The sequence below is a fragment of the Thermosediminibacter litoriperuensis genome, assembly GCF_008124715.1.
In the GTDB taxonomy this organism is placed as follows: Bacteria; Bacillota; Thermosediminibacteria; order Thermosediminibacterales; family Thermosediminibacteraceae; genus Thermosediminibacter; species Thermosediminibacter litoriperuensis.
Genome location: NZ_VNHO01000020.1, coordinates 1 through 20,239, shown reverse-complemented (window position 1 = coordinate 20,239; position 20,239 = coordinate 1). Strand labels below are relative to the sequence as shown.

Below are 20,239 nucleotides of genomic sequence, written 5' to 3'. Positions count from 1 at the left end.
ATAATTGAAAGGTTAATGGGATCGTTAGTTTATTAGATGATAAGAGAGCACATATTACTCATGCATAATACGTGCTCTCCCCTATTTTAAACGGCTTTTTTATAATTCAGTTCTTGATAAGGTTTGCTTTTATAATATCTCTCAACGGGCTTTCTTCCGGGATACCGCATACTCTGCTCAAAACCGCATCTATCCCTTGCTCCCTTATCATTCGCTGCAGCTCCCTTGCTTCGGCGTCTTCCTCATAATCGAACCTCAGGGCTGCGGCTATCCCCCGCGCCAGATTCACCGGCTTTACACCGAGTTCCAGAACTCTGACCGCCGGGAAAACCAACCGGTCCTTCGGCCCCAGTTTTCTCACCGGGTTGCGCCCCACCCGCACCACCGGGTCTTTCAGCGCCGGGTTTAAAAAGCGCTGCAGTGCCTTTTCTATATACGCTCGGTGTTCTTCTTCGCCAAAACCGAAACGCGCCCTGAGGTAAACGCCCGACTCGGCCATGGCCCCTTTAACCGTTCCCAGTATTTCCGGATTCTGCAGAGCCTCGCGGATGGTTGCGCAGCCCTTTTCGTAACCCAGGTAGGCCGCTACGGCGTGGCCGGTGTTCAGGGTGTAAATCTTTCTCTCCACATAGGCCTGTAGATTTTCTACCGCCTTCATGCCCGGAATTTCCGGAACTGTGCCCTTAAACCCGCCGGTGTCGACAACCCATTCGAAGTAGGGCTCTACGGTTACGTCGAGGGGGTCCGTCCCTTCCTGCGGAGGCACGATCCTGTCCACGGCGGCGTCGGGAAAACCCATCGTCTTCTCCGCCTTCTCCCTCTCGCCGGCGGAAAGATGTTCCATGACCCTTTCTTTCAGGAATGTGGACGCTCCTACCATATTTTCGCAGGCGATCACGTTCAGCGGGTCCGTAGAATACCGCAACCTACGGGATATACCCGCAGCTATCAGGGGGGCGATGGAGCCCAGGACGCCGGGTCCGACGGCGGTCGTCACTATATGGGCCCCGGCCACCGCCCCGGCCACCTTTTCTTCCTCCGTCGAAAGAATCCCGGATACTCCTTCGACCCTGTGAACCTTTGCATCTTCGCCCCCTTCCACCACCCGGTAAAACCCTTTTTCATTAAGAGCTTCGACGAGTCCGGCGTTAATATCCACAAACACCACCCGGTATCCAGCCCGCGAAAGCAGGAATCCTATGAAGCCGCGGCCAATGTTGCCCGCACCGAAATGGACTGCTGTCTTCATTTTCCGAACCCCTCCGTCAGCAGCCGGAGAACTTCCCTGGGGTCTTTACTTTCCACGAGTTTCTTAACCCTCTTTTCGTCTTCGCAGGCCGAGGCTATATTCGCCAGTATATCCAGGTGCTCGTCGCCCTTTGCCGCAATACCTATGACGATATACGCTTTATTGCCGTCTCCGAAGTCGACTCCTTCGGGGAACTGGGCTACGGCGATCCCGCTTTTTTTAATCTTTTCTTTGGCGGCGCCGACTCCGTGAGGGATGGCGATGCCGTTGCCTATATAGGTCGTCAGCAGGTCTTCCCTCTGCTTCATGGCGTCAATATAAGAGGGGTCCACCCGCCCCTCCTTGACCAGCAGGCCGCCCACTATTTCTATGGCCTCGTATTTATCCCGAGCCCGGGCGCCAACAACTATGGCGCTTTCTGTCAGTATATCGTCCTTTTTTTCGCTTTCTCGGCTTTTTTTGAACCAGTTAAATGCCACGTTAAGACCTCCCGTCTACTTTAAAATCCGGAGCAGTGCCTTTATTACATCACCGCTGGAACCATCTTTGAGAATCCCCGCCAGGGTCCGGTCTTCCACCAGCCCCGCGCTTATGCGCCCCATTACTTCTATTTCCCCGGCAGATGGTTCCTGGGGCAGGAGCATTACCAGGCACGCCCTCACCTCTTCGGTATCTCCATCCATATTTCTCATTTTTAGCGGTTCTTTCAGGCGGAACAGCCCCAGAAAGGGTTTTTCCACTCCGCCGGTCCTGGCGTGAAGCACCGAGAGCCCCAGGCCGGGGACCGCAGTCCCGGCGTTTACCTCCCTGGAATGAAGGTCCTTTTTTACCCGGCCGGCAGAAGTTATACCCGGTTTTCTTTCGATTTTTTCCACGACGGCGTCCAGCAGTTCTTCCAGATCGCCGGCACCGACTTCTTCTATCGCGAAATCCTCCAGGATCTCAAATACCAGTTCCCGCCTTTCTTCCGGCTTTCCGCGGCCGGCAACCACCCCGTCGTTTTCCCGCTCCTTCAGCCTTCTCTCCTTGAAGTGAGCCCTGATATTTTCCACATCCTCGTCGTTTAACAGCGGCGATACTAGCAACACCGGAGGTTCAGCCACTTCCAGGGGCACCGTGGAAATCACCGCTTCGGCCGCGGGGTGTTTTTCGAGGGACTTTTCCAGGTCCAGAACCGATACTACGTCGAGTATTTCCAATTCCGGCAGTTCTTTTTTTATGCGGCTGGCCAGCATCCTGGCACTGCCTATGCCGCTGGGGCAGACCAGTACGACCCCGGCCCTTTCTTTACCCCTTCCCCGCTCCAGAGCGGCTCCTATGTGCATGGCGATGTAGCCTATCTCCGATTCGGGCACCGGGACGCGGAACCTTTTCTCCAGCAGCCGGGCGGCCCGTCTCGCCACCTGCATGAGCCGCGGGTAGGTCTCTTTTATCTGGGAGAGCAACGGGTTTCTGATTTCCATCCCCAGCTTCAACCTTACCAGGGCGGGCTTCAGGTGCAGAGCCAAATCTTCCAGAACCCTGCCGTCTTCCAGAAGGTCCCTTTTCAGCTCGCGTCCCGCTTCTTTCAAAATTTCCCGCGCCGCTCCGGCAACCTCGCGATGATCCAGCACGAATAATTCGTGTAAGTTATCTCCCATCCGGAGCTTGGCCCCTAAAAGGTGCATGGTGATGTAGCCCAGTTCCCCTTCCGGAATGCTTATCCCGAAGGCAGACTCCAGTTTGGAACCGAGCCGGGCGGCCAGTTCGAATTCTTTAGTTTTTTTCAGATTTGCCAGGAAGGCTTCATCCATGGATATGGTCTCGCCGCTTTTCAACCTCTCCAGGGCAAGGGCTATGTGAACCAGCAGGCCGGCGTAGGCACTGTCGGCCAGGTGTATACCGCTTTCTTCGATCGCCTCCTTCAAGGCATGTTCTATCCCCTCCACCAGGTTCCTGTCTATAAGCCCGAGAAGCCTGTTTTTGACCTGGGCCGTCACGCCGCCGGGTATTATCCCGCCCCGGAGATTATCCCTTATGAGCCTGACCAGCTGGGTCTCATCGAAGTTCTCGTAAAAAAGGTCCGTTACCAGGGCTCTGATGTTCTTCTCCTGCCCTTCTATCCATACCCCGAGCCCCGGCCGGCGCAGGAGCTTTATGCCGTACCGCGAAAGGATTTCTTCTATTCTGTCTAAATCGTTGCTGACCGTGGCTTCCGTCACGTCGAATTCCCTGGCGAAGGTGTACAGCTTCCTGGGGCCCTTCTGCTCCAGGAGGGACAGTATAATAAGCTGCTGCCTTTCACCGGGGGTCATCTCGACCTTTTTCGAAGGCCGCTCCAACAGCCATCCCAGTTTTTCCATAGATTCACTGCGGCCTTCGAGGCTGATACCGATTCCCGCCTTTCTCTCCAGGGTTATACCGAGGGACTTCAGCTTTTCGGAAAGCCCCGGTAAGTCTCTGAGGATCGTTCGCCTGCTTACTCCTAGAAGGGAGGCGAGCCTTTCGGCGGTGGTCGGTCCTTCAAGCAGTATCTTCAGGATTTCCCTTTCCCGTCTCGTAAGATCCACCGGCATCACCACTTTAAAAAATGAGAGTAACAGCTGCCGCCGTTACTCCTTATTATTTCCTTTTACGTTATTTTTTCAACCTTTGCACTATCTCATCATAGACCGGGTTGTTCACAAAGGCTTCGATGGATATATGCTCCGCGTCCGGCGCTTTGGCCTTTGCCCGCGAGGTGAGTTCCCGGTGGGAGATGACTATATCGGCGTCACCGGGAATTTCGTTGATGGCCGCGTGCACCACCTCTACGTCAAGGGCGGCCTCCCGGATCTTTCCCCTGAGAACCGAAGCGCCCATGGCCGAAGATCCCATGCCGCCGTCGCAGGCAAACACTATCTTCCTGACCGCCGTCCGCTTTTGAACAGCGCCGGCGGCCTGACCGCCTTTAAGCTGGTTCACCATCTGCTGGGCGGCCTGGAAATCCTCTTCTTCCTGGGCGAACCGCCTCAGTAGCACCGAAGACACCAGGAAGGATACTACGGCGGACAGGGTAATACCGGCCAGCACCGGGAAGAGGCCTCCCCTCGGCGCCATGGCGATTTCGGCGAAGATGCTGCCCGGCGATGGGGTTGCCACCAGGCCGGCGCCGAGAATCGTAAAGGTGAATACGCCGGTGGCACCGCCCAGGATAACCGCAACGATTAGTACCGGGTTCATTAGCACGTACGGGAAGTAGATCTCGTGAATTCCTCCGAAGAAGTGGATTATTATTGCGCCCGGCGCCGACTGCTTCGCCATACCTCTGCCCACCAGCCAGTAGGCTAATAGTACCCCCAGTCCCGGGCCGGGGTTCGTCTCCAGCAGGAAGAAAATGGATTTTCCCTTTTCTGCAACCTGGGCCACACCCAGCGGCGCCAGGATGCCGTGATTTATAGCGTTGTTAAGGAACAGTATCTTGCCCGGCTCGATGAATATCGACGCCAGGGGCAAAAGGCCCGCGCTGACTATGGCCTGTACTCCGGCGGCCAGGACCCTGTTGAGCCCCAGAACCACCGGCCCTATTGCCACGTATGCCAGCAGGGTAACTATCATACCTATGATTCCGGCGGAAAAGTTATTTACGAGCATCTCGAAACCGGCCGGGATCTTATCCTGGACGGCTTCGTCGAACTTCTTTATGACGTAACCTCCCAGAGGACCCATTATCATGGCGCCCATAAACATGGGTATATCAGCACCCACCACTACGCCCATGGTAGCCACGGCTCCCACGACGCCGCCCCTTACGCCGTGAACCATCCTGCCGCCGGTGTAACCTATGAGCAGGGGCAGGAGGTATACTATCATGGGACCAACGAGCTTGCCCAGGTGTTCGTTAGGAACCCACCCGGTGGGGATGAAGAAGGCGGTAATTAAACCCCAGGCTATAAAGGCGCCTATGTTGGGCATAACCATACCGCTCAAAAATCTCCCGAAGGCCTGAATTTTAGCCCTCATAATCTGTGACCTCCTTGATCTTAAATTTTGTCACCATGAATTAGTGACTTTATTTTATTAATTTCTTATATTTTCTGATTTTATTATACAGGCCTTTGTCAGGTCGCTCAAGGAAAAGATATTAAGTTTTGCGCTTAACTTCCGGTGACAAATATTAAAATAAAAGCGCATTTAGCCCCTTCATGGGCCCGGCGAAATAGTTTTTCCGCTCTTATTATGTCTTTAAGAAAATGCCGGCGGATTTTTTAACCCGCCGGCCCTGGATTTCGTTCAGGCTGCAGCCTCCAGTTTTTCGAATTTTATATCAGCCTTGTTTAGATATGCGACACCTATGGCGCTGTCGGCGCCGGCGTAGTAGACATAGATGTCGTCGCCCTTGACCGCATGGCCGCAGCTGAATACCACGTTGGGCACGTAGCCCTCTTTTTCCCAGGAGAGCTCCGGCTCCATTACGGGTTCCTCCTGCCTTGCTATGACCTTTGCCGGATTCTTCAGGTCCAGAAGTGCCGCTCCGAGCCTGTAAGTGTTCTTTGAGTCGGCGGCGTGGTATATTAAAAACCAGCCGTCCTGGGTCTTGATCGGCGGTCCCGCAATACCCACCCTGGCGCTCTGCCAGGTGCCCTCAACGGGTTCCAGAATAGGAGTGTGGTCATGCCATTCCTTCAGGTCCTCCGAGAAGGCTATCCATATATTCGGGTACCTGCGGTGAAGCAGGACGAACTTTCCGTTTATTTTTTCGGGGAATAAAGAAGCGTTCTTGTTGGGTTCGTCGAGAACTACCCCGTGCTTTTCCCACTTTATAAGGTTCTTGGAAGTGGCAAGGCATATGCGCCAGTCGCCGTCAAACCTTCCGCCGAACCCCACGTACATCATATAGTAAGTGTCGCCGATTTTGACAACTCTGGGGTCCTCGCAGCCCCTCTGTTCCTGGGGCTGGTCGTTGGTGATTATGGGTTCCCTGAGCCTGTTGAAGTTTAAACCGTCGGAGCTCACCGCGTAACCCAGCCTGGAAATGTAACGGCCGTACCTCTCGTGGGGGCCTATATTGGACGCCCTGTAAATGATGTGAAAGAGGCCGTTGTCGTAGACGGCGGCACAGTTGAATACTGCGGCCCTTTCCCATTCGCTCTCCTCAGCATTGCCCCTTTTAGGTTCCAAAATCGGTTTTTCGGTAAGTCTCTCCAGTTTTATCATGGATCCTCTCCCTCAAAGTGATTTTTCAGTAATTATTATAACAGGGGTCATTAGCAAAGACCATGGAATTACATTCCTGTCCCGGCAATGAGTCCTGCACTACCTGAAAGAAAAAATAGAGCCTTCAAGCTCTATTTTTTCTTAAGTTCCTCTATTTCGTTTTGCAGCCTGGTTATGGCCTCTTTCAGGCCGCTCAATTCGCCGGAAAGTCTCGCCAGCCCCTGCTCCTCGGGGGTCACTCCGCGGTAAGCCTGACCTAAACCGGGCGTTACAAGGTCCACCCTCTTAAGGGGACGAACCCTTATGTCTTCCATAGCGTCCGTTCATCTTTCCGCCACAGCCCTGGCCCGTCGAGCCATATTTCTGAACCGGGGAAAAACCCCGTAAGCCAGCGCCGCAGCCCCTACGCCTAAGAAAAAAGACCGCAGTTTCGTCAAAAGCATTACCTCCCCGTGTGCCGTATTTGTTTCCCTCATGTTTTAATCTGCCCCGATCGGTACTCTTATATGCTGATAATTTCGATTTCGCGGTAAAACACGGCAGGATTTACGCCTCGAAGCCGTTATACCGGTTCATGGCCTCCTGCACCCCGTGCCGCACTATCGTGAGGGCGGCTTCCACCGCGGCACCGATAACGGTTTCGATCTTCTTCCTCTCCCCCGGCTCGAACCTGCCCAGCACGTGGTCCACCACGTCACCCGGCGGCCTTCCTATGCCTATCCTTATTCGCGGGAAGCCGTCGGAGGCGATGAGATATATTATGGATTCCATCCCTTTATGGCCGCCCGAGCTGCCGCTCCCCCGGATCCTCAGCCTCCCCACCGGCAGATCCATGTCGTCGTAGATCACCACCAGATTCTCGGGAGGAATTTTATAGAACTTCATGGCTTCTATGACGCTCTGGCCGGAAAGGTTCATATAGGTCATGGGCTTTAAAAGCAGCAGCTTTTCCCCTTCGTAAACCCCTTCACCGAAAAGACCTTTGAATTTGATCCTGTCAACTTTTATCCCCAGCTCTGCCGCCAGGCGGTCCAGCACCATAAAACCCACGTTATGACGGGTTTCCTCGTATTCGCTGCCCGGATTCCCCAGCCCGACTATGAGAAACACATTTTCACCTCCAGTAAAAGAAAAGCGCAACATGCGTTGCGCCGAAATTATTCTTCCTCTTTCTTCTCCTTGCCCTTTGCCACTACTTCGGGCTCGGCAGTCTCGCCGGCGGTGGTCTCGAGCTCTTCCCCGGTAGCCGGAGCCAGCACAGTGACCACCACTTCTTCCGGATCATCAATAACCGTTATTTTATCGCTCAGCTTGATGTCCTTCACCATGAGCACATCGCCGATCTGGAGGTGAGATATGTCCACCTCGATGTGCTCCGGGATATCGGCCGGAAGGGCTTCTATGGTCAACTCGTGCAGCTGATGCTGCAGCACTCCGCCAGCCTTGACTCCCTCGGGTTCGCCCTTGAGCACTATAGGCAGGTCCACCTCAATTTTGTCGGTCATGGATACCCTGTAGAAATCCACGTGGTTGATGGCGCCTTTCAGGTTATCCCTCTGAATTTCCCTGATAATTACCGTGTGTTTTTCTCCACCCAACATCAGATCGATAAGTACGCCTTCTCCGTGGGTCTTGAATAACTTCTGTAATTCCTTGGCATCCACGGCGACGGTCCTGTTCTCTATGTTCTTACCGTAAATTACGGCGGGCACTTTTCCGTTTCTCCGAAGTTCGTTCAGAACGCCCTTCCCGGCGAGTTTTCTTTCTTCAGCTGTAAGAGTAACCTGAGCCAACTTTGTCTCCTCCTTTCTAAAATTACGGATATAAGTATAACCTTTTTATCGCCACAAATCAATATCAATCGAAAAGAGTGCTCACCGACTGGTGCAGGTGAATGCGTCTTATGGCTTCGGCGAAAAGCGTCGCCACCGACAGTACTTTTATTTTCTCTATTTTCTGGTGGTCCCTGAGCGGTATAGTGTTGGTCACCACCACTTCCTTAATCGGCGATGCGTTGAGCCTTTCGATGGCCGGACCGGAGAGCACCGGGTGGGTACAGCAGGCGTATACCTCTTTAGCCCCCTGGTCCAGCAGCGCCTGGGCCCCCAGGGTGATGGTCCCCGCCGTATCTATCATATCGTCTATCATTATGACGGTTTTATCCTTGACCTTTCCTATGATGTTCATGATCTCGGCCTTATTGGGCTCGGGCCTGCGCTTGTCTATTATCGCGATGGACGCCCCTATCCTGTTGGCGAATTCCCTGGCTCTAGTCACGCCGCCCAGGTCAGGGGATACCACTACCGCTTCTGCTATTTCCTTTTTCCTAAAATAATCGGCCAGGATCGGCACAGCCATCAGGTGATCTACCGGGAAATTGAAAAATCCCTGAATCTGTCCGGCGTGCAGATCCATAGTCAGCACCCTGTGGGCTCCCGCGGCGGAAATCAGGTCCGCCACCAGCTTGGCCGTAATGGGATCGCGGGCCCGGATCTTTCTGTCCTGGCGGGCATAGCCGTAATAGGGTATGACGGCGGTAATGCGCCAGGCCGAAGCCCTCTTGAGGGCGTCTATCATTATGAGGAGCTCCATTAAGTGGTCGTTAACCGGATAACACAGGGGCTGGACCAGGAAAACGTCGGCCCCCCTGACGCTTTCGTTTATCTTGACCTGGATCTCCCCGTCACTGAAAGTGTTTACGACAGCGTCCCCAACCATAATCCCCAGGTTCTGGGCAATCTCCCGGGCAAGCTCGGGATTAGCATTGCCCGTAAAAATCTCAAGCCTGTTTTCCATCGGTTTTATCTCCTCCTTCATGTTCTCTTCGCCTTTTTTCCGCCCATCCCGGCTTATTCACCTGCCGCTCCCGGGCAATGGCAAGGGCTCCCCTCTCCACGTCCATGTTGATCGTGGAACCGGCGGCCACATAGGAACCCGCCCCTATGGTGACCGGGGCTATGAGGTTCGAATTGCATCCTACGAAGGCGTCGTCCTCAACCACCGTCCGGTGTTTTTTGTATCCATCGTAATTTACGAAAATCACTCCGGCGCCGATGTTGACCCTGCGGCCTATATCGGCGTCGCCCACGTAAGCGAGATGGGGTATCTTTGAGCCCTCGCCGACCCTACTGTTTTTAATCTCGACGAAGTCCCCTATCCTGGCACCCGCCATTACATGGGAACCGGGCCGCAGGTTGGCAAAAGGCCCGATCTTTACACCGTTCTCGATGACGCTCTCCTGAACGTGGCACATGGTTATTTCCACGCCGTTGCCGATTTTGGAGTCAATTATGCGGCTTGTACCAACTATCGTGCAGCCCTCGCCTATTCGGGTTGCACCTTCCAGGAAGACGCCCGGGTATATCACCGTATCCTTTCCTATCTCTACTCCGGCGTCGACCACGCAGGTCTCGGGATTCAAAAATGTTACGCCCTGCGCCATCAGGCGGTGAATTATCCTCCTCTGCATAATGGCCTGGGCGGCCGATAGCTGAATCCTGTCGTTGATGCCCTGGACCTCATCGGTATCCTGCACCTCGAAAGCCAGCACCTTTTCCTTCCCGGCGTTTAATATTTCTACTACATCTGTTAGATAGTATTCTCCCTGCCTGTTGTTATTATTTACCTGGTCCAGCGCAGCAAAGGCCTTTTCCCCCTGAAAGAAGTAAATCCCCGAGTTTATCTCGTTGATGGCCTTTTCTTCCGGGGAGGCGTCCTTTTCCTCCCTTATCGCCAAAACCTCAAGGCCCTTCCTTATTATCCGGCCGTACCCGGTAGGATCTTTTATCCTCGCCGTCATAACTGTGGCGGCCGCCCCGTTTTTCCGGTGAAATTCGGCCATAGCCCTGAGGCTCTCGCTCTTCACCAGGGGCATATCCCCGTAGAGCACCAAAATGGCGTCTTCGCCCTTTACAGCCTTTTCCGCCTGTTTCAGGGCATGGCCGGTACCCTTTTGTTCGGCCTGCAGCACGAATTCCACGTTTTCCCCTTCAAAAGCCCTTTTAACCTCGTCGGAACCCCTTCCCACGACCACAACTATCCTTTTTGCACCGGCGCCCCTGGCGGCCGAAATCACGTGTCCCAGCATGGGAATCCCGCAGATTTTATGAAGCACCTTCGGGGTGTTTGATTTCATTCGCGTACCTTCACCGGCAGCGAGAATAACCGCTGTAAAATCCATAGCTTGCTACCCCCCATATTTTAACATAAAACAGGCCGGAACCTTACTCATATTTCGACATTTTTTTATCGAAATCCTCTTTAAAAAGAAAAATATAGGACAGAGTCTGCCCTATATTTACTCGCAACCCTCACCGTTGTATTGCTTCAGTACGGCGTCCTGGATCTTGGCCCTCGCGGCCGAATTTATCGGGTGAGCCACATCCCTGAACTGCCCGTTTGGAGTTCTTCGGCTCGGCATGGCTATGAAAAGGCCTTTCTCTCCTTCTATTATCCGTATGTCGTGAACCACAAATTCGTCGTCAAAAGTTACCGATACTATGGCCTTCATCCTGCCCTCATTCTCGACCCTTCTTATGCGGACATCGGTGACCTCCAAGACCTTGAACCTCCCCGGTTTTATATTTTTATAAAAGTTCTATAAAAAAATCTAAATTCCTTCTTTTTGTATAGGGATTTTGACAGGTTTCAGGCTAACCTCTCCTCGTTCGGCGTCGATCTTTTCGAGCACCATCAGGGAGGTATATTTTTTTACAAGTTTTTCTTCCGGGTAGGCTGTAGCCACCAGCACCGCCACCCCGACCACTTCGGCCCCGAACTCCCGCACCAGCTCGCTCATGCCCCGGGCGGTACCTCCGCCCTTCATGAAATCGTCGACGATGAGCACCCGGGCCTTCTCTGATAGGCCCCGGGTCGGAAGCGCCATATTCTGGATCCTCCGGCTGGAGCCGGATATGTAGCTTATGTTCACCGACGGTCCTTCGGTAACCCTGCTGTCCCGGCGCGCCACCACCAGGGGCACGCCCAGGGCTCTGGCGGTCATAAGGGCAAGGGGTATACCCTTTGTCTCAACGGTGAGGACGCAGGTCGGCTCCGCATCCACAAAAAGCTGTGCGAAAATCTCGCCGATTTTGGAAGAATACTCGGGGGAAAATATCACGTCGGTCATGTAAAGGTATCCGCCGGGGATTATCCTGGACCTGTCTGAAAGGATATTGCTAAGCTCCGCCAGGAACCTTTCGATCACTTCCACCGGCCTTTTTATCCTGAACCTCACTCCTCCCGCCGCCCCGGGGATGGTCTCCAGCGTGCCCTCACCAGCTTCGTGAAAAGCATCCTTGATTATGTTCAGGTCCTCGCTGATGGAGGATTTGGCCGCATCGTATTTGTCTCCGAAATACTTAAGGGTGAAAATCCTGTTGGGGTTGTCGCTCAGGAATTTGGATAGAAGTACCAGCCTTTTGCTGCGCCTCATTGAAAAACCTCCCGGCCGAGTACTTTCCGGGCCAGCTCCAGATCGCTCTCCTTGTCGACGTCGCTTCCTATCTCGGGGAAACTGCTTATTACCGCGCGGGCCTTGATCCCGAAGATCTCGTGAACCCTTTCTTCGATTTCCGGTATGGTGAGCTGTCCCAGCATAAACTTCAGGACTATAGAAAAGCCCAGGATGCCGGCCAATTTCCAGGGATTTTTTCTATAGGCGAAGAACTCCCCGACTCTTTTTATACACCGCTTCGCGCTGCCCGCCCTGACCAGCACCACGTTGCCACCGGTAAAGGTGCCTTCCCTGACCCTGACGTAGGTTCTCTTTACACCGGGGTACTTCCTTTCCGTGTCCTCTCTGCGAATTATAGGGTAGCAGAAATCGGCGTCTAGGTCTTTTGCTTTTTTCACAAAATCATCTATAGCCTCGGCGGTTACCATGGGTATGTCGCAGGTCAGTATGAGGATTTCTTCATCATCGGTAAAAAGCTCCAAGCCCAGCTCTATGTTCTCGACGATGGAATCCGATTCCTCGACGACAACCACATCTTTCACGGTCTTCAACGAGCCGAGCTTTTCCTGCGGGCCCACTATGACGATTTTTTCGATGTAGTCCAGTTTCTTCAGCGCATCCAGGATGTAGAGAATCATCTCCCGGCCGTTGATCTTAACCAGGGCCTTGGCGCCTTCGGATTCTTTGAGCTTTTCGCTACCCCCGCTTCCGGCCAGAATCAAGGCCTTCAGCATGATAACTCCTCCTCAAAGTCCATCTGCTTTCTCAGCATGTTCATCACATTATTCTCCACCTTTTCTATGTGCTCCTCGGCCAGTTTTTTCGCCAGCTCCACGTTCCTGTCGGTTATGGCTTCCACTATCTTTTTATGCTCCTCCAGCAGGCTCCTGACCCTGGCCCTGTTGGCAAAGGACTGGGTCCTGAACCGGTCTATCTGCTCCTTCAGGTTGTTTATAATCTGCACCAGCCTGTCGTTCCTGGTGGCCTTGAACAGGATCTGATGGAATTCGGCGTCTTTTCTGATGGCCGTTTCCACGTCATCGTTTTCCGCTGCTTCGGTGATTTCCACCAGTATTCTCTCCAGACTCTCTATTTCCTCGTCGGTTATGCGTTCCGCCGCTAAGGCCGCAGCCAGGCCTTCAAGGCTCTGCCTTATCTCGAAGACATCGGCGGCATCCTTGAGGGAAAGTCCCGCCACATAAGCTCCCTTCCTGGGGATCATCACCACCAGGCCTTCCAGCTCCAGCTTGCGTATGGCTTCCCGCACCGGCGTGCGCGAAACACCCATCTCTTCGGCCAGCTGGACTTCCATCAGTCTTTCCCCGGGCTTTAACTCCCCGGTAATTATAGCCTCCCTCAGGGCTTCGAATACTATCTCCCTTAAAGGCTTGTAGTTATCCAGTTTTATGGACTTAAGCTTTCCCGCCAAGTTTCTCCCTCCTAATCCACCTGGGTTATGAAGATCCTGCACCCCGGCGGTACCGACACGGCAGCCCTCTCGGCATCCCGCCGGTTTTCAAAAATGCCATATACAGTAGGCCCGCTGCCCGACATAAGGCTTCCCAGGGCTCCTCTTTCCACGAGCCAGGCCTTGATTATCTCGAGCTCCGGGTGCTGAGCAAAGGTGACCTCTTCCAGCACGTTGCACAGCCCCTGGGATATCCCGTCCACATCCCCCTTTTCAATGCTCTTTATAACGGCCTCCGTATCGGGCCTTTTTTTAATAGATTTAATATTCAGTCTACTGTATACCTCTTTTGTCGAAACCGCAAAAGGAGGTTTCACCAAAAGCAGGCTCATAGGCGGGACGGGTGGAAGGGGGGTGAGCTGTTCCCCCTTCCCGCGGGCCAGAGCCGTACCTCCCATTGAACAGAAGGGTACGTCGGCCCCAATCCTCTCGCCCAGCCGCATGAGGGCTTCCTTCGACAGCCTCAGCCCGAAGAGTTCGTTCAATCCTTCCAGCACTGCCGCCGCGTCGGCGCTTCCGCCTGCCAGACCCGCGGCGATGGGAATCTCCTTAAAGAGCTTTATCTCAACCCCGGCGTCCAGGCCGAACTCGTCCATCATCAATTTCGCGGCCTTGAAGGCAAGGTTATCTTCGCCGTCGGGAAGTTCCCGGCAGCTGTTTACTATTCTTATATCCCTTCCGGGAAGGAGTGTGATTACGATGCGGTCCTTCAGGGATATGGTCTGCATTATCATTTCGACCTCATGGTAGCCGTCGGGCCTTTTGTAAAGCACGTCAAGAGTAAGATTGATCTTAGCCCTGGCCTCCAGTTCTACCTTATCCAAATCTCTCCCTCTCTCCCAAAAGCCGAATCTAATTATATATTTCGCATAAAATACTAAAATCCTGCTCCGTTACGAAAAATAATTAGACTATTCTCGCGGCCGCAGGCGTTTTCCTGCGGCGCCTTAAAGCTTCCCGGATCGCCTTCATCGCGCTGTCATAGTGCTCGTAAAATATCACTATGAGGTCGCCTTCCTGGGCGTTTTCCAGAGCAAAGGCTATAGCCTCTTCTTCCTTTAAGATAACATCAATCTGATCTTTTTTCAATCCGGCACTTAGAGCCCCCTCCAGAAGCAGCGCCGCCACCTCGCCGGGTTTCCTGCCCCGGAGGTCTTCGTCCTCTTTAATTATAATCCGCTGGAAGCCCTTGCCCGCCACCTGGCCCAGCTTAACGATAGCATCGTCCCGCCGGTCCCCGGGGCTGGCTATCACACCCACCATACGCGCCGGGTTCATGGCCCTGGCGGTGCCTATAACGGCTTCAAGGGCCGCCGGGTTATGGCCGTAGTCCAGAATTATCCTTACGCCGCCGTCGGAGATGATGTTCATGCGACCGGGATTCGTGCTTTCGTCGCACCGGAAATCGGAAAGAGCCCGGCATATGGTTTCACCGGGCACATCCAGCGCCCATCCTGCGGCCGCGGCGGCCAGCGCATTCTGGACGTTATGCCTGGCTCTACCGTTCATGGCGGCGGGTATGTCGGCCACCTTCATCAGGGGAACAGCCTCCTCGCCTTCATGGAAAATTATAACACCTTCTTTTACGTAGACGCCACGGCCGCCTTCAGCCATGTGCTTTCTGAGCACCAGATTATCCTCCTGCAGGCTGAAGAAGATAACCCTGCTACGGACCCGCTTTTTCACCTCCACCGACGTAATATCGTCGGCGTTCAGCACGGCGTACCCTTCGGGTTTCACCTGTTCCGCCACCAGGGATTTGACGAACATCAGGTCCTCCAGTGTGTTGACGCCGTCCTGTCCCAGGTGGTCGCCAGTTATATTGGTAATTATGCCCACATCGGCGGTCTCGTAGGCAAGCCCTCCTCGGATGAGACCCCCTCTGGCCACTTCCAGGACCGCGGCTTCAACGGAAGGATCGAGCAGCACCATTTTTCCGCTTTCAGGGCCGCTGCAGTCGCCCTTTTTTATGCACATCCCCCCGACGTAAACCCCATCGGTGCACGTCATGCCGACTTTTAGGCCGTGAGCCGACAGAATGCGGGCCACCATCCTCACAGTGGTGGTCTTGCCGTTGGTGCCGGTAACCGCCACCAGCGGGAACCTCCGGGGCTCCTGCGGGAAGAGCATGTCGACTATCGCTTTGGCCGCAGGTCTTGGTTTACCCATGGAGGGGTAAAGGTGCATTCTTATGCCCGGCGCCGCATTGACTTCTATAACGGCGCCGCCGCTTTCTCCGATCGGTATTGATATGTCTTCGGTGGTGATGTCTATACCGGCTACATCCAGGCCCACCATGGCTGCGGCCCTCTCGGCCGTCAGCCTGTTTTCCGGGCACACCAGGTCCGTCACGTCCACAGCGGTACCGCCGGTGCTCAGGTTCCCGTTTTCCCTGAGAAACACGACCTCGCCTTTCCCAGGTACCGTATCCAGCGTATAGCCCCGGCGGGCCAGGACCCTCAGGACGACAGGGTCAACTTTTATTTTTGTCAGGGGCTTTTCGTGTTTTTCACCCCTCATGGGGTCCCGGTTGACTTCCTCTATCAGGTCTCTTATGCTGCGGATACCGTCGCCCACGACGTGGGCCGGTATCCTTTCAGCAGCACATACAAATCTTCCACCCACTACCAACACTCTGTAATGCCTGCCTCTGATGTACCTCTCCACGATTATTCTGGGGCTGTACCCGGCTGCCAGGCGGAAGGCTTCGGCAACTTCGGCGTCGCTCTTTAAGTTCAGGCTCACCCCCATGCCCTGATTGCCGTCCACGGGCTTGACCACCACCGGAAATCCCAGCTCTTTTGCAGCCCGGATGGCCTCTTCCTCGGTACATACCACGGTACCTTCCGGCACGGGAATACCGGCCAGGGTAAGCATCTTTTTGGTGAGGGTCTTGTTGCAGGCTATATCCACCGCAACGCAGCTGGTTTCACCGGTTATTGTAGCTTCCACCCTTTTCTGGTGAGCTCCGTACCCCAGGATGAGCAGACTGCCGTCCCCCACCCTGGTGACGGGTATGCCGCGGCTCCTTGCTTCCCTTTCAATGGCAGCGGTACTGGGCCCCAGTTCCATCTCGGCGGAATAGCGCGCAATCCTTTCGAGTTCCCCTTCCAGGTTGATATCGCACCCCCGGACCAGGGCATCCACCAGTCTGACCGCAAGCCTACCGGCTTCAAGAGCCGCGAACTTGCCCGTATAACCGAAGACTATGCTGTAGGTGGTTTTCTCCAACCTGCGCGCCCGCCCGAACTTTACGTCCTGCCCCAGCAGGTTCAAAAGCTCCAGGGCCACGTGCTCTATTACATGGGGAATATAGGTGCCTTCTTCAAGTCTTATCAGAAATCCGCCGGGCTCCTCGAAGCAGCAGTGATGTGCAGCCAGCCCGGGCAGTTTTTCCAGAAGCCTCCGGTTGAACCCCTGTATATCCCTGGTGGGTATGTCCTCGAATTCGCCCACATCCACCAGCATTCTTATCACCGGCTTCGGGCTGTAAATATTGGGCCCCTCTAAAGCCCTTATATCCACAATGTCCATTCATTTTCCTCCTTCAGAAATTTGACGGAACCTCTTAAAAATATACTATCCATTTCCGGAGCGTATATACGCCGCGGTTACTTCATCCTTCAGCGGCTTTCTGTTTTTCATGTCGAATCCGAAGCCCGGCGAAAGTATGTGGATTCTGGCGTTGAACATTGCCAGAGGTTCGCCCGATCCGAGCTCGGACACATTGGTGAAATCCACGATACTGCCGTCTACTACGGTTACAGTGTTGGAACCTATGACCTGGAATTTCCCATCAGGGCTCACAAGTATTGCCGTGTCCTCGTCTATACCCACCCCCAGGATGTACGGGTTCTGGGCCACTGCCAGCAAAAGCCGGGCCATCCTGCCCCGCTGCGCGAAATGCTGGTCCACCACCACCTCTTCCAGAAGCCCCAGCCCCGGTGCCATGCTGACCGTACTGCCCTTTGGCGCCTGATCTCCGCTGCCCCCTATTATCATTGTGTCGCTCATGGCCGAGGCTCCGGCGCTGGTTCCGGCAACTACAACGCCCTCCCGGTATGCCCTGTGCAGGGCGATATAGACCCTGGTTCCTCCGAGGAGGCTCGTTATGCGCAGCTGGTCACCGCCGGTAAAAAAAATGCCTGTGGAATTGAGAATTCGGTCTGCGATCTCCTCCCTGTCGGCCTCTCTCCGGCTTTCTATGTTGAGGGTCTGCACGTCATGGACCCCCAGTTCGGAAAAAATCTCAACGTAGTCAGCCCCCACCCGTTGAGGATCCTGGGCCGCAGCCGTAATCACGGTGAGACGGGCATCCCTTCCACCGGAAATTTCTATAAATTTTTTTAGTATTTTACGCTCTCCGCGCCGGTCTTCAGCCCCTCCTATGACCATCAAAAATCCCTTTACTTTTTCCCCCAAAAACATCACCTCAGAGTTATTATCCCCTGAAAAGCGCAAAAATAAAAAATCCCGCGCCAGCGCGGGAAAATCCCATCAATACATCCTTCTGGGGATGATGAGCCGCTGACCCGGATAAATTAGGTCTGGGTTTTCCAGGTTATTGGCCCTAATGATGGCCTCCAGGGTCACATTGTAGCGCTTTGCGATCTTCCACAGAGTATCCCCCTTCTGGACGATGTATATGGTCATCGCGGGATAATCCTTTTTATCCTTTTCCTCCTTTTTTTCTTTTTCCTCTTCTTTTTCGATTTGCTTTACATCCACTACCACGTCCAGCTGGACCATCTTGGTGACCTTGGCGAACAGCCTTAAAACCACCCTTACCTCGAACCTGCGGTCATCATTCGGTTCGACTCTTGAAGAAACGTGCTCCACATCTACGTCGAAGTCCAGCATCATGTCTTCTTTAGCCCCGGGGATCTCCACAAAAATGGTAAACGGCGCCTCGTTTTCCACGAAGTGCAGCGGCTGCTGCGGGAAGTGGTGCGGCACCGATGCCACATACAGTGTTTCCAGCTTCAGAACACCGTCAACTACTACCTTGTCATCAATGATGCGGGCTTCGGTGACCTTGGCTTTCGCATTGGTCTTGAAGATCTGTTCTATCGGCGGTTTTTCCAGGGGCACTTTGAAAGTCTCTTTTACCACGATCTGGTTGTCGTCTTCTCCTATGACCTGATCCACCTTCACGCGGGTTTTCTTGACGTCCAGCATCTCCGACGGACTGAAGAGGTCCTCCACCACTTCTATTATCTTGGGCTCGAGCACCTTGGCTTTTATGTCCAGGACAGCCTCGACAGTCACAGTTCTGTCGTCCTTTTTGCGGGCCCTTATGTGCTCCACCCGCACTTTAACAAGCTTGGACATGTCTTCCCGGCAACCGTGGACCTCCACAAACTCGGTGAACGGGATTTCGGCCTCCATGAAATGAACCGGCTGCTCGGGCTTGTCGCAGTGTACTTCCGCCACGTAAAGTATGCTGACTTCCAGCACGCCCTCGATTATTATCTTGCCGTCAAGGATCTTGACTTCGGTTGTCCTGGCCTTGCCCTCGACCTTTATAATCTCCAGGATATCGGGCTTTTTATCGGGGACCGAAACGTCGCTCTTGACGATCTTCTGGGCTCTGGCTTCTCCTACCACGTTGTCTACCCTTATGGTCTTCCTGAGAACCTGCAGGTCGGCGGGGCCTGTTGCGTCCACCACTATCTCGATCTGCACCCTCTGGGTGACCTTTACGAAGAATTCCACGATTATCCGCACTTCTATTTCTCTGGGTCTATGCTCGTTGCAGGAGAATTGCACGTGCTCCACCCTGGCTTTGACACGGACGTCCATGTTTTTCCTGGCGCCGGGTATTTTCACGAAAAAGCTGAAGTCCACCGTGCCTTCTACGAAGTGGACCGGTTGGGCACCCGAGGGCACGCAGCCCACGTACAGGGCCTCGACGTCGATAGTTCCTTCCACCATTACCTTACCGTCGAGAATGTTTATCTCCAGGGTTTCGGTGTTGACTTCCGCCTCAACTGACAGCACGCGCTCGATATCGGGTTTCCCGGGCGGGAGTACTATGACGCCGTCAACGACGGTCTGGGCCCTGTCTTCCCCTACCACCTGGTCCACTTTAACCAGTTCCTTGGTCAACTTAACTCCCATCAGGTTTTTCCCCCTTTCATAAAAATAACAAAAATTTCTTATATTTCCTATACTACTTCTAATAATATATATGTATGGCTTAACAAATATGTTACAACAAAAAACAAAGACAGGTATCATTCGACACCCGTCTCAAAAAATCCGGCACGCACAGGGGAGAGGCGTTTATACTTCGGGCGTGCCGGTACCGTTGTTGGCTTTATCATCCGGAACCGGCCCCACCGGTGCCCCCTGGTCGGGTTTTTTGTCTTCCGGTTGTTCGGGTTTCTGGCCTTCCTGTTGCTCGGATTTTTCGCCTTCCGGCTGTTCGAGTTGCGGGCTTTGCGGCTGTTCGGGTTGCTGCCCTTCCGGCTGTTTCGGTTTCTGCGGTTCCGGAACTCCGACCGGCTCTTCTTGGCCCGGTGCCGGTTTTTCGGGCTCCTTTTTCTTCTCCTGCGGCTCCTTGATGCAGCCTTTTTTGTTGATGAAGAGCTTTCTCAGGAAAAAGTAGAAGACGACAATTACAACTCCAAGCGCCGCCGCAAATCCAAGTAATACCATGAGAATCCCCCTCTTTTATACTATGCGGATTTCCCGGAAGCGTTACTGAAATTCCCGAAGGTCACGCTCCGGTAATAACAGTATATTAATTCAGGTCAAAAAATGACAAAAATAAAACCCGCGGAAAATTCCGCGGGTCCAGACTGTCGACAAAGTAACTGTCGACAGTCTTTTTTTGCAAAAGCTAGTACAAAAATCATCAGCTTTTTAGTAAAATTAAAGAAGATACAAA

19 protein-coding genes are annotated in these 20,239 nt (G+C 53.8%); all 19 read right to left on the bottom strand.

What is annotated here, in order from left to right; genetic code table 11:
• Positions 1-106: 106 nt before the first annotated feature.
• On the bottom strand, positions 107-1,249 hold the full coding sequence (locus LZ11_RS08750; RefSeq protein WP_148867513.1) for a mannitol-1-phosphate 5-dehydrogenase: 1,143 nt from the start codon (positions 1,247-1,249) through the stop codon (positions 107-109).
• On the bottom strand, positions 1,246-1,728 hold the full coding sequence (locus LZ11_RS08745) for a PTS mannitol transporter subunit IIA (protein WP_148867512.1): 483 nt from the start codon (positions 1,726-1,728) through the stop codon (positions 1,246-1,248). Before LZ11_RS08745 ends, LZ11_RS08750 begins: the two co-directional genes overlap by 4 nt.
• 15 nt (positions 1,729-1,743) lie before the next feature.
• Positions 1,744-3,798 (bottom strand): BglG family transcription antiterminator, encoded by a 2,055-nt coding sequence (locus tag LZ11_RS08740; RefSeq protein ID WP_170240343.1) that lies wholly within the window; start codon positions 3,796-3,798, stop codon positions 1,744-1,746.
• 67 nt (positions 3,799-3,865) lie between these two features.
• Complete coding sequence (locus LZ11_RS08735) at positions 3,866-5,230, bottom strand: PTS mannitol transporter subunit IIBC (protein ID WP_148867510.1); 1,365 nt, start codon at positions 5,228-5,230, stop codon at positions 3,866-3,868.
• Positions 5,231-5,500: 270 nt separating this feature from the next.
• A complete protein-coding gene (locus LZ11_RS08730) occupies positions 5,501-6,424 on the bottom strand; it encodes a beta-1,2-mannobiose phosphorylase (RefSeq protein WP_148867509.1) in 924 nt (307 codons plus the stop codon).
• 131 nt (positions 6,425-6,555) lie between these two features.
• Positions 6,556-6,738, bottom strand: a complete 183-nt coding sequence (locus LZ11_RS08725; RefSeq protein WP_148867508.1) for a hypothetical protein — start codon at positions 6,736-6,738, stop codon at positions 6,556-6,558.
• Positions 6,739-6,970: 232 nt separating this feature from the next.
• The gene (gene pth, locus LZ11_RS08720; protein WP_148867507.1) at positions 6,971-7,534 is read right to left on the bottom strand and encodes an aminoacyl-tRNA hydrolase; all 564 of its coding nucleotides are present in this window, start codon (positions 7,532-7,534) and stop codon (positions 6,971-6,973) included.
• Positions 7,535-7,581: 47 nt separating this feature from the next.
• Positions 7,582-8,217 carry a 50S ribosomal protein L25/general stress protein Ctc gene (locus tag LZ11_RS08715; protein ID WP_148867506.1) on the bottom strand — a complete coding sequence of 212 codons (636 nt, stop codon included), beginning with the start codon at positions 8,215-8,217 and terminating at the stop codon, positions 7,582-7,584.
• 64 nt (positions 8,218-8,281) lie between these two features.
• Positions 8,282-9,220 (bottom strand): ribose-phosphate diphosphokinase, encoded by a 939-nt coding sequence (locus LZ11_RS08710; RefSeq protein WP_148867505.1) that lies wholly within the window; start codon positions 9,218-9,220, stop codon positions 8,282-8,284.
• Positions 9,204-10,604: a bifunctional UDP-N-acetylglucosamine diphosphorylase/glucosamine-1-phosphate N-acetyltransferase GlmU gene (glmU, locus tag LZ11_RS08705; protein WP_148867504.1), complete on the bottom strand. Its 1,401-nt coding sequence runs from the start codon at positions 10,602-10,604 to the stop codon at positions 9,204-9,206. The genes LZ11_RS08710 and glmU overlap by 17 nt, the downstream gene beginning before the upstream one ends.
• A gap of 117 nt (positions 10,605-10,721) precedes the next feature.
• Positions 10,722-10,982, bottom strand: coding sequence for a septation regulator SpoVG (spoVG, locus tag LZ11_RS08700; RefSeq protein WP_148867503.1), 261 nt, complete (start codon positions 10,980-10,982; stop codon positions 10,722-10,724).
• Positions 10,983-11,033: 51 nt separating this feature from the next.
• Complete coding sequence (gene purR / locus LZ11_RS08695; RefSeq protein WP_148867502.1) at positions 11,034-11,858, bottom strand: pur operon repressor; 825 nt, start codon at positions 11,856-11,858, stop codon at positions 11,034-11,036.
• Positions 11,855-12,613, bottom strand: a complete 759-nt coding sequence (locus LZ11_RS08690; RefSeq protein ID WP_187695065.1) for a nucleotidyltransferase family protein — start codon at positions 12,611-12,613, stop codon at positions 11,855-11,857. Before LZ11_RS08690 ends, purR begins: the two co-directional genes overlap by 4 nt.
• Positions 12,607-13,308, bottom strand: a complete 702-nt coding sequence (locus LZ11_RS08685; RefSeq protein WP_148867501.1) for a GntR family transcriptional regulator — start codon at positions 13,306-13,308, stop codon at positions 12,607-12,609. Before LZ11_RS08685 ends, LZ11_RS08690 begins: the two co-directional genes overlap by 7 nt.
• 11 nt (positions 13,309-13,319) lie before the next feature.
• On the bottom strand, positions 13,320-14,171 hold the full coding sequence (gene ispE / locus LZ11_RS08680; protein ID WP_148867500.1) for a 4-(cytidine 5'-diphospho)-2-C-methyl-D-erythritol kinase: 852 nt from the start codon (positions 14,169-14,171) through the stop codon (positions 13,320-13,322).
• An 82-nt stretch (positions 14,172-14,253) separates the two neighbouring features.
• Positions 14,254-16,881: a cyanophycin synthetase gene (gene cphA / locus LZ11_RS08675; RefSeq protein WP_148867499.1), complete on the bottom strand. Its 2,628-nt coding sequence runs from the start codon at positions 16,879-16,881 to the stop codon at positions 14,254-14,256.
• A 45-nt stretch (positions 16,882-16,926) separates the two neighbouring features.
• Positions 16,927-17,769, bottom strand: coding sequence for a cyanophycinase (locus LZ11_RS08670; RefSeq protein ID WP_148867498.1), 843 nt, complete (start codon positions 17,767-17,769; stop codon positions 16,927-16,929).
• 75 nt (positions 17,770-17,844) lie between these two features.
• Positions 17,845-19,467 carry a DUF3794 and LysM peptidoglycan-binding domain-containing protein gene (locus LZ11_RS08665; protein ID WP_148867497.1) on the bottom strand — a complete coding sequence of 541 codons (1,623 nt, stop codon included), beginning with the start codon at positions 19,465-19,467 and terminating at the stop codon, positions 17,845-17,847.
• 165 nt (positions 19,468-19,632) lie between these two features.
• Complete coding sequence (locus LZ11_RS08660; RefSeq protein ID WP_148867496.1) at positions 19,633-20,007, bottom strand: hypothetical protein; 375 nt, start codon at positions 20,005-20,007, stop codon at positions 19,633-19,635.
• Positions 20,008-20,239: the final 232 nt, after the last annotated feature.

Coding starts and splice junctions, on each gene's coding strand:
- LZ11_RS08730 (WP_148867509.1), bottom strand. CDS start 6,424: ATGATAAAACTGGAGAGACTTACCGAAAAACCGATTTTGGAACCTAAA.
- cphA (WP_148867499.1), bottom strand. CDS start 16,881: ATGGACATTGTGGATATAAGGGCTTTAGAGGGGCCCAATATTTACAGC.
- LZ11_RS08725 (WP_148867508.1), bottom strand. CDS start 6,738: ATGGAAGACATAAGGGTTCGTCCCCTTAAGAGGGTGGACCTTGTAACG.
- LZ11_RS08710 (WP_148867505.1), bottom strand. CDS start 9,220: ATGGAAAACAGGCTTGAGATTTTTACGGGCAATGCTAATCCCGAGCTT.
- LZ11_RS08750 (WP_148867513.1), bottom strand. CDS start 1,249: ATGAAGACAGCAGTCCATTTCGGTGCGGGCAACATTGGCCGCGGCTTC.
- LZ11_RS08665 (WP_148867497.1), bottom strand. CDS start 19,467: ATGGGAGTTAAGTTGACCAAGGAACTGGTTAAAGTGGACCAGGTGGTA.
- LZ11_RS08660 (WP_148867496.1), bottom strand. CDS start 20,007: ATGGTATTACTTGGATTTGCGGCGGCGCTTGGAGTTGTAATTGTCGTC.
- purR (WP_148867502.1), bottom strand. CDS start 11,858: ATGAGGCGCAGCAAAAGGCTGGTACTTCTATCCAAATTCCTGAGCGAC.
- LZ11_RS08690 (WP_187695065.1), bottom strand. CDS start 12,613: ATGCTGAAGGCCTTGATTCTGGCCGGAAGCGGGGGTAGCGAAAAGCTC.
- glmU (WP_148867504.1), bottom strand. CDS start 10,604: ATGGATTTTACAGCGGTTATTCTCGCTGCCGGTGAAGGTACGCGAATG.
- LZ11_RS08735 (WP_148867510.1), bottom strand. CDS start 5,230: ATGAGGGCTAAAATTCAGGCCTTCGGGAGATTTTTGAGCGGTATGGTT.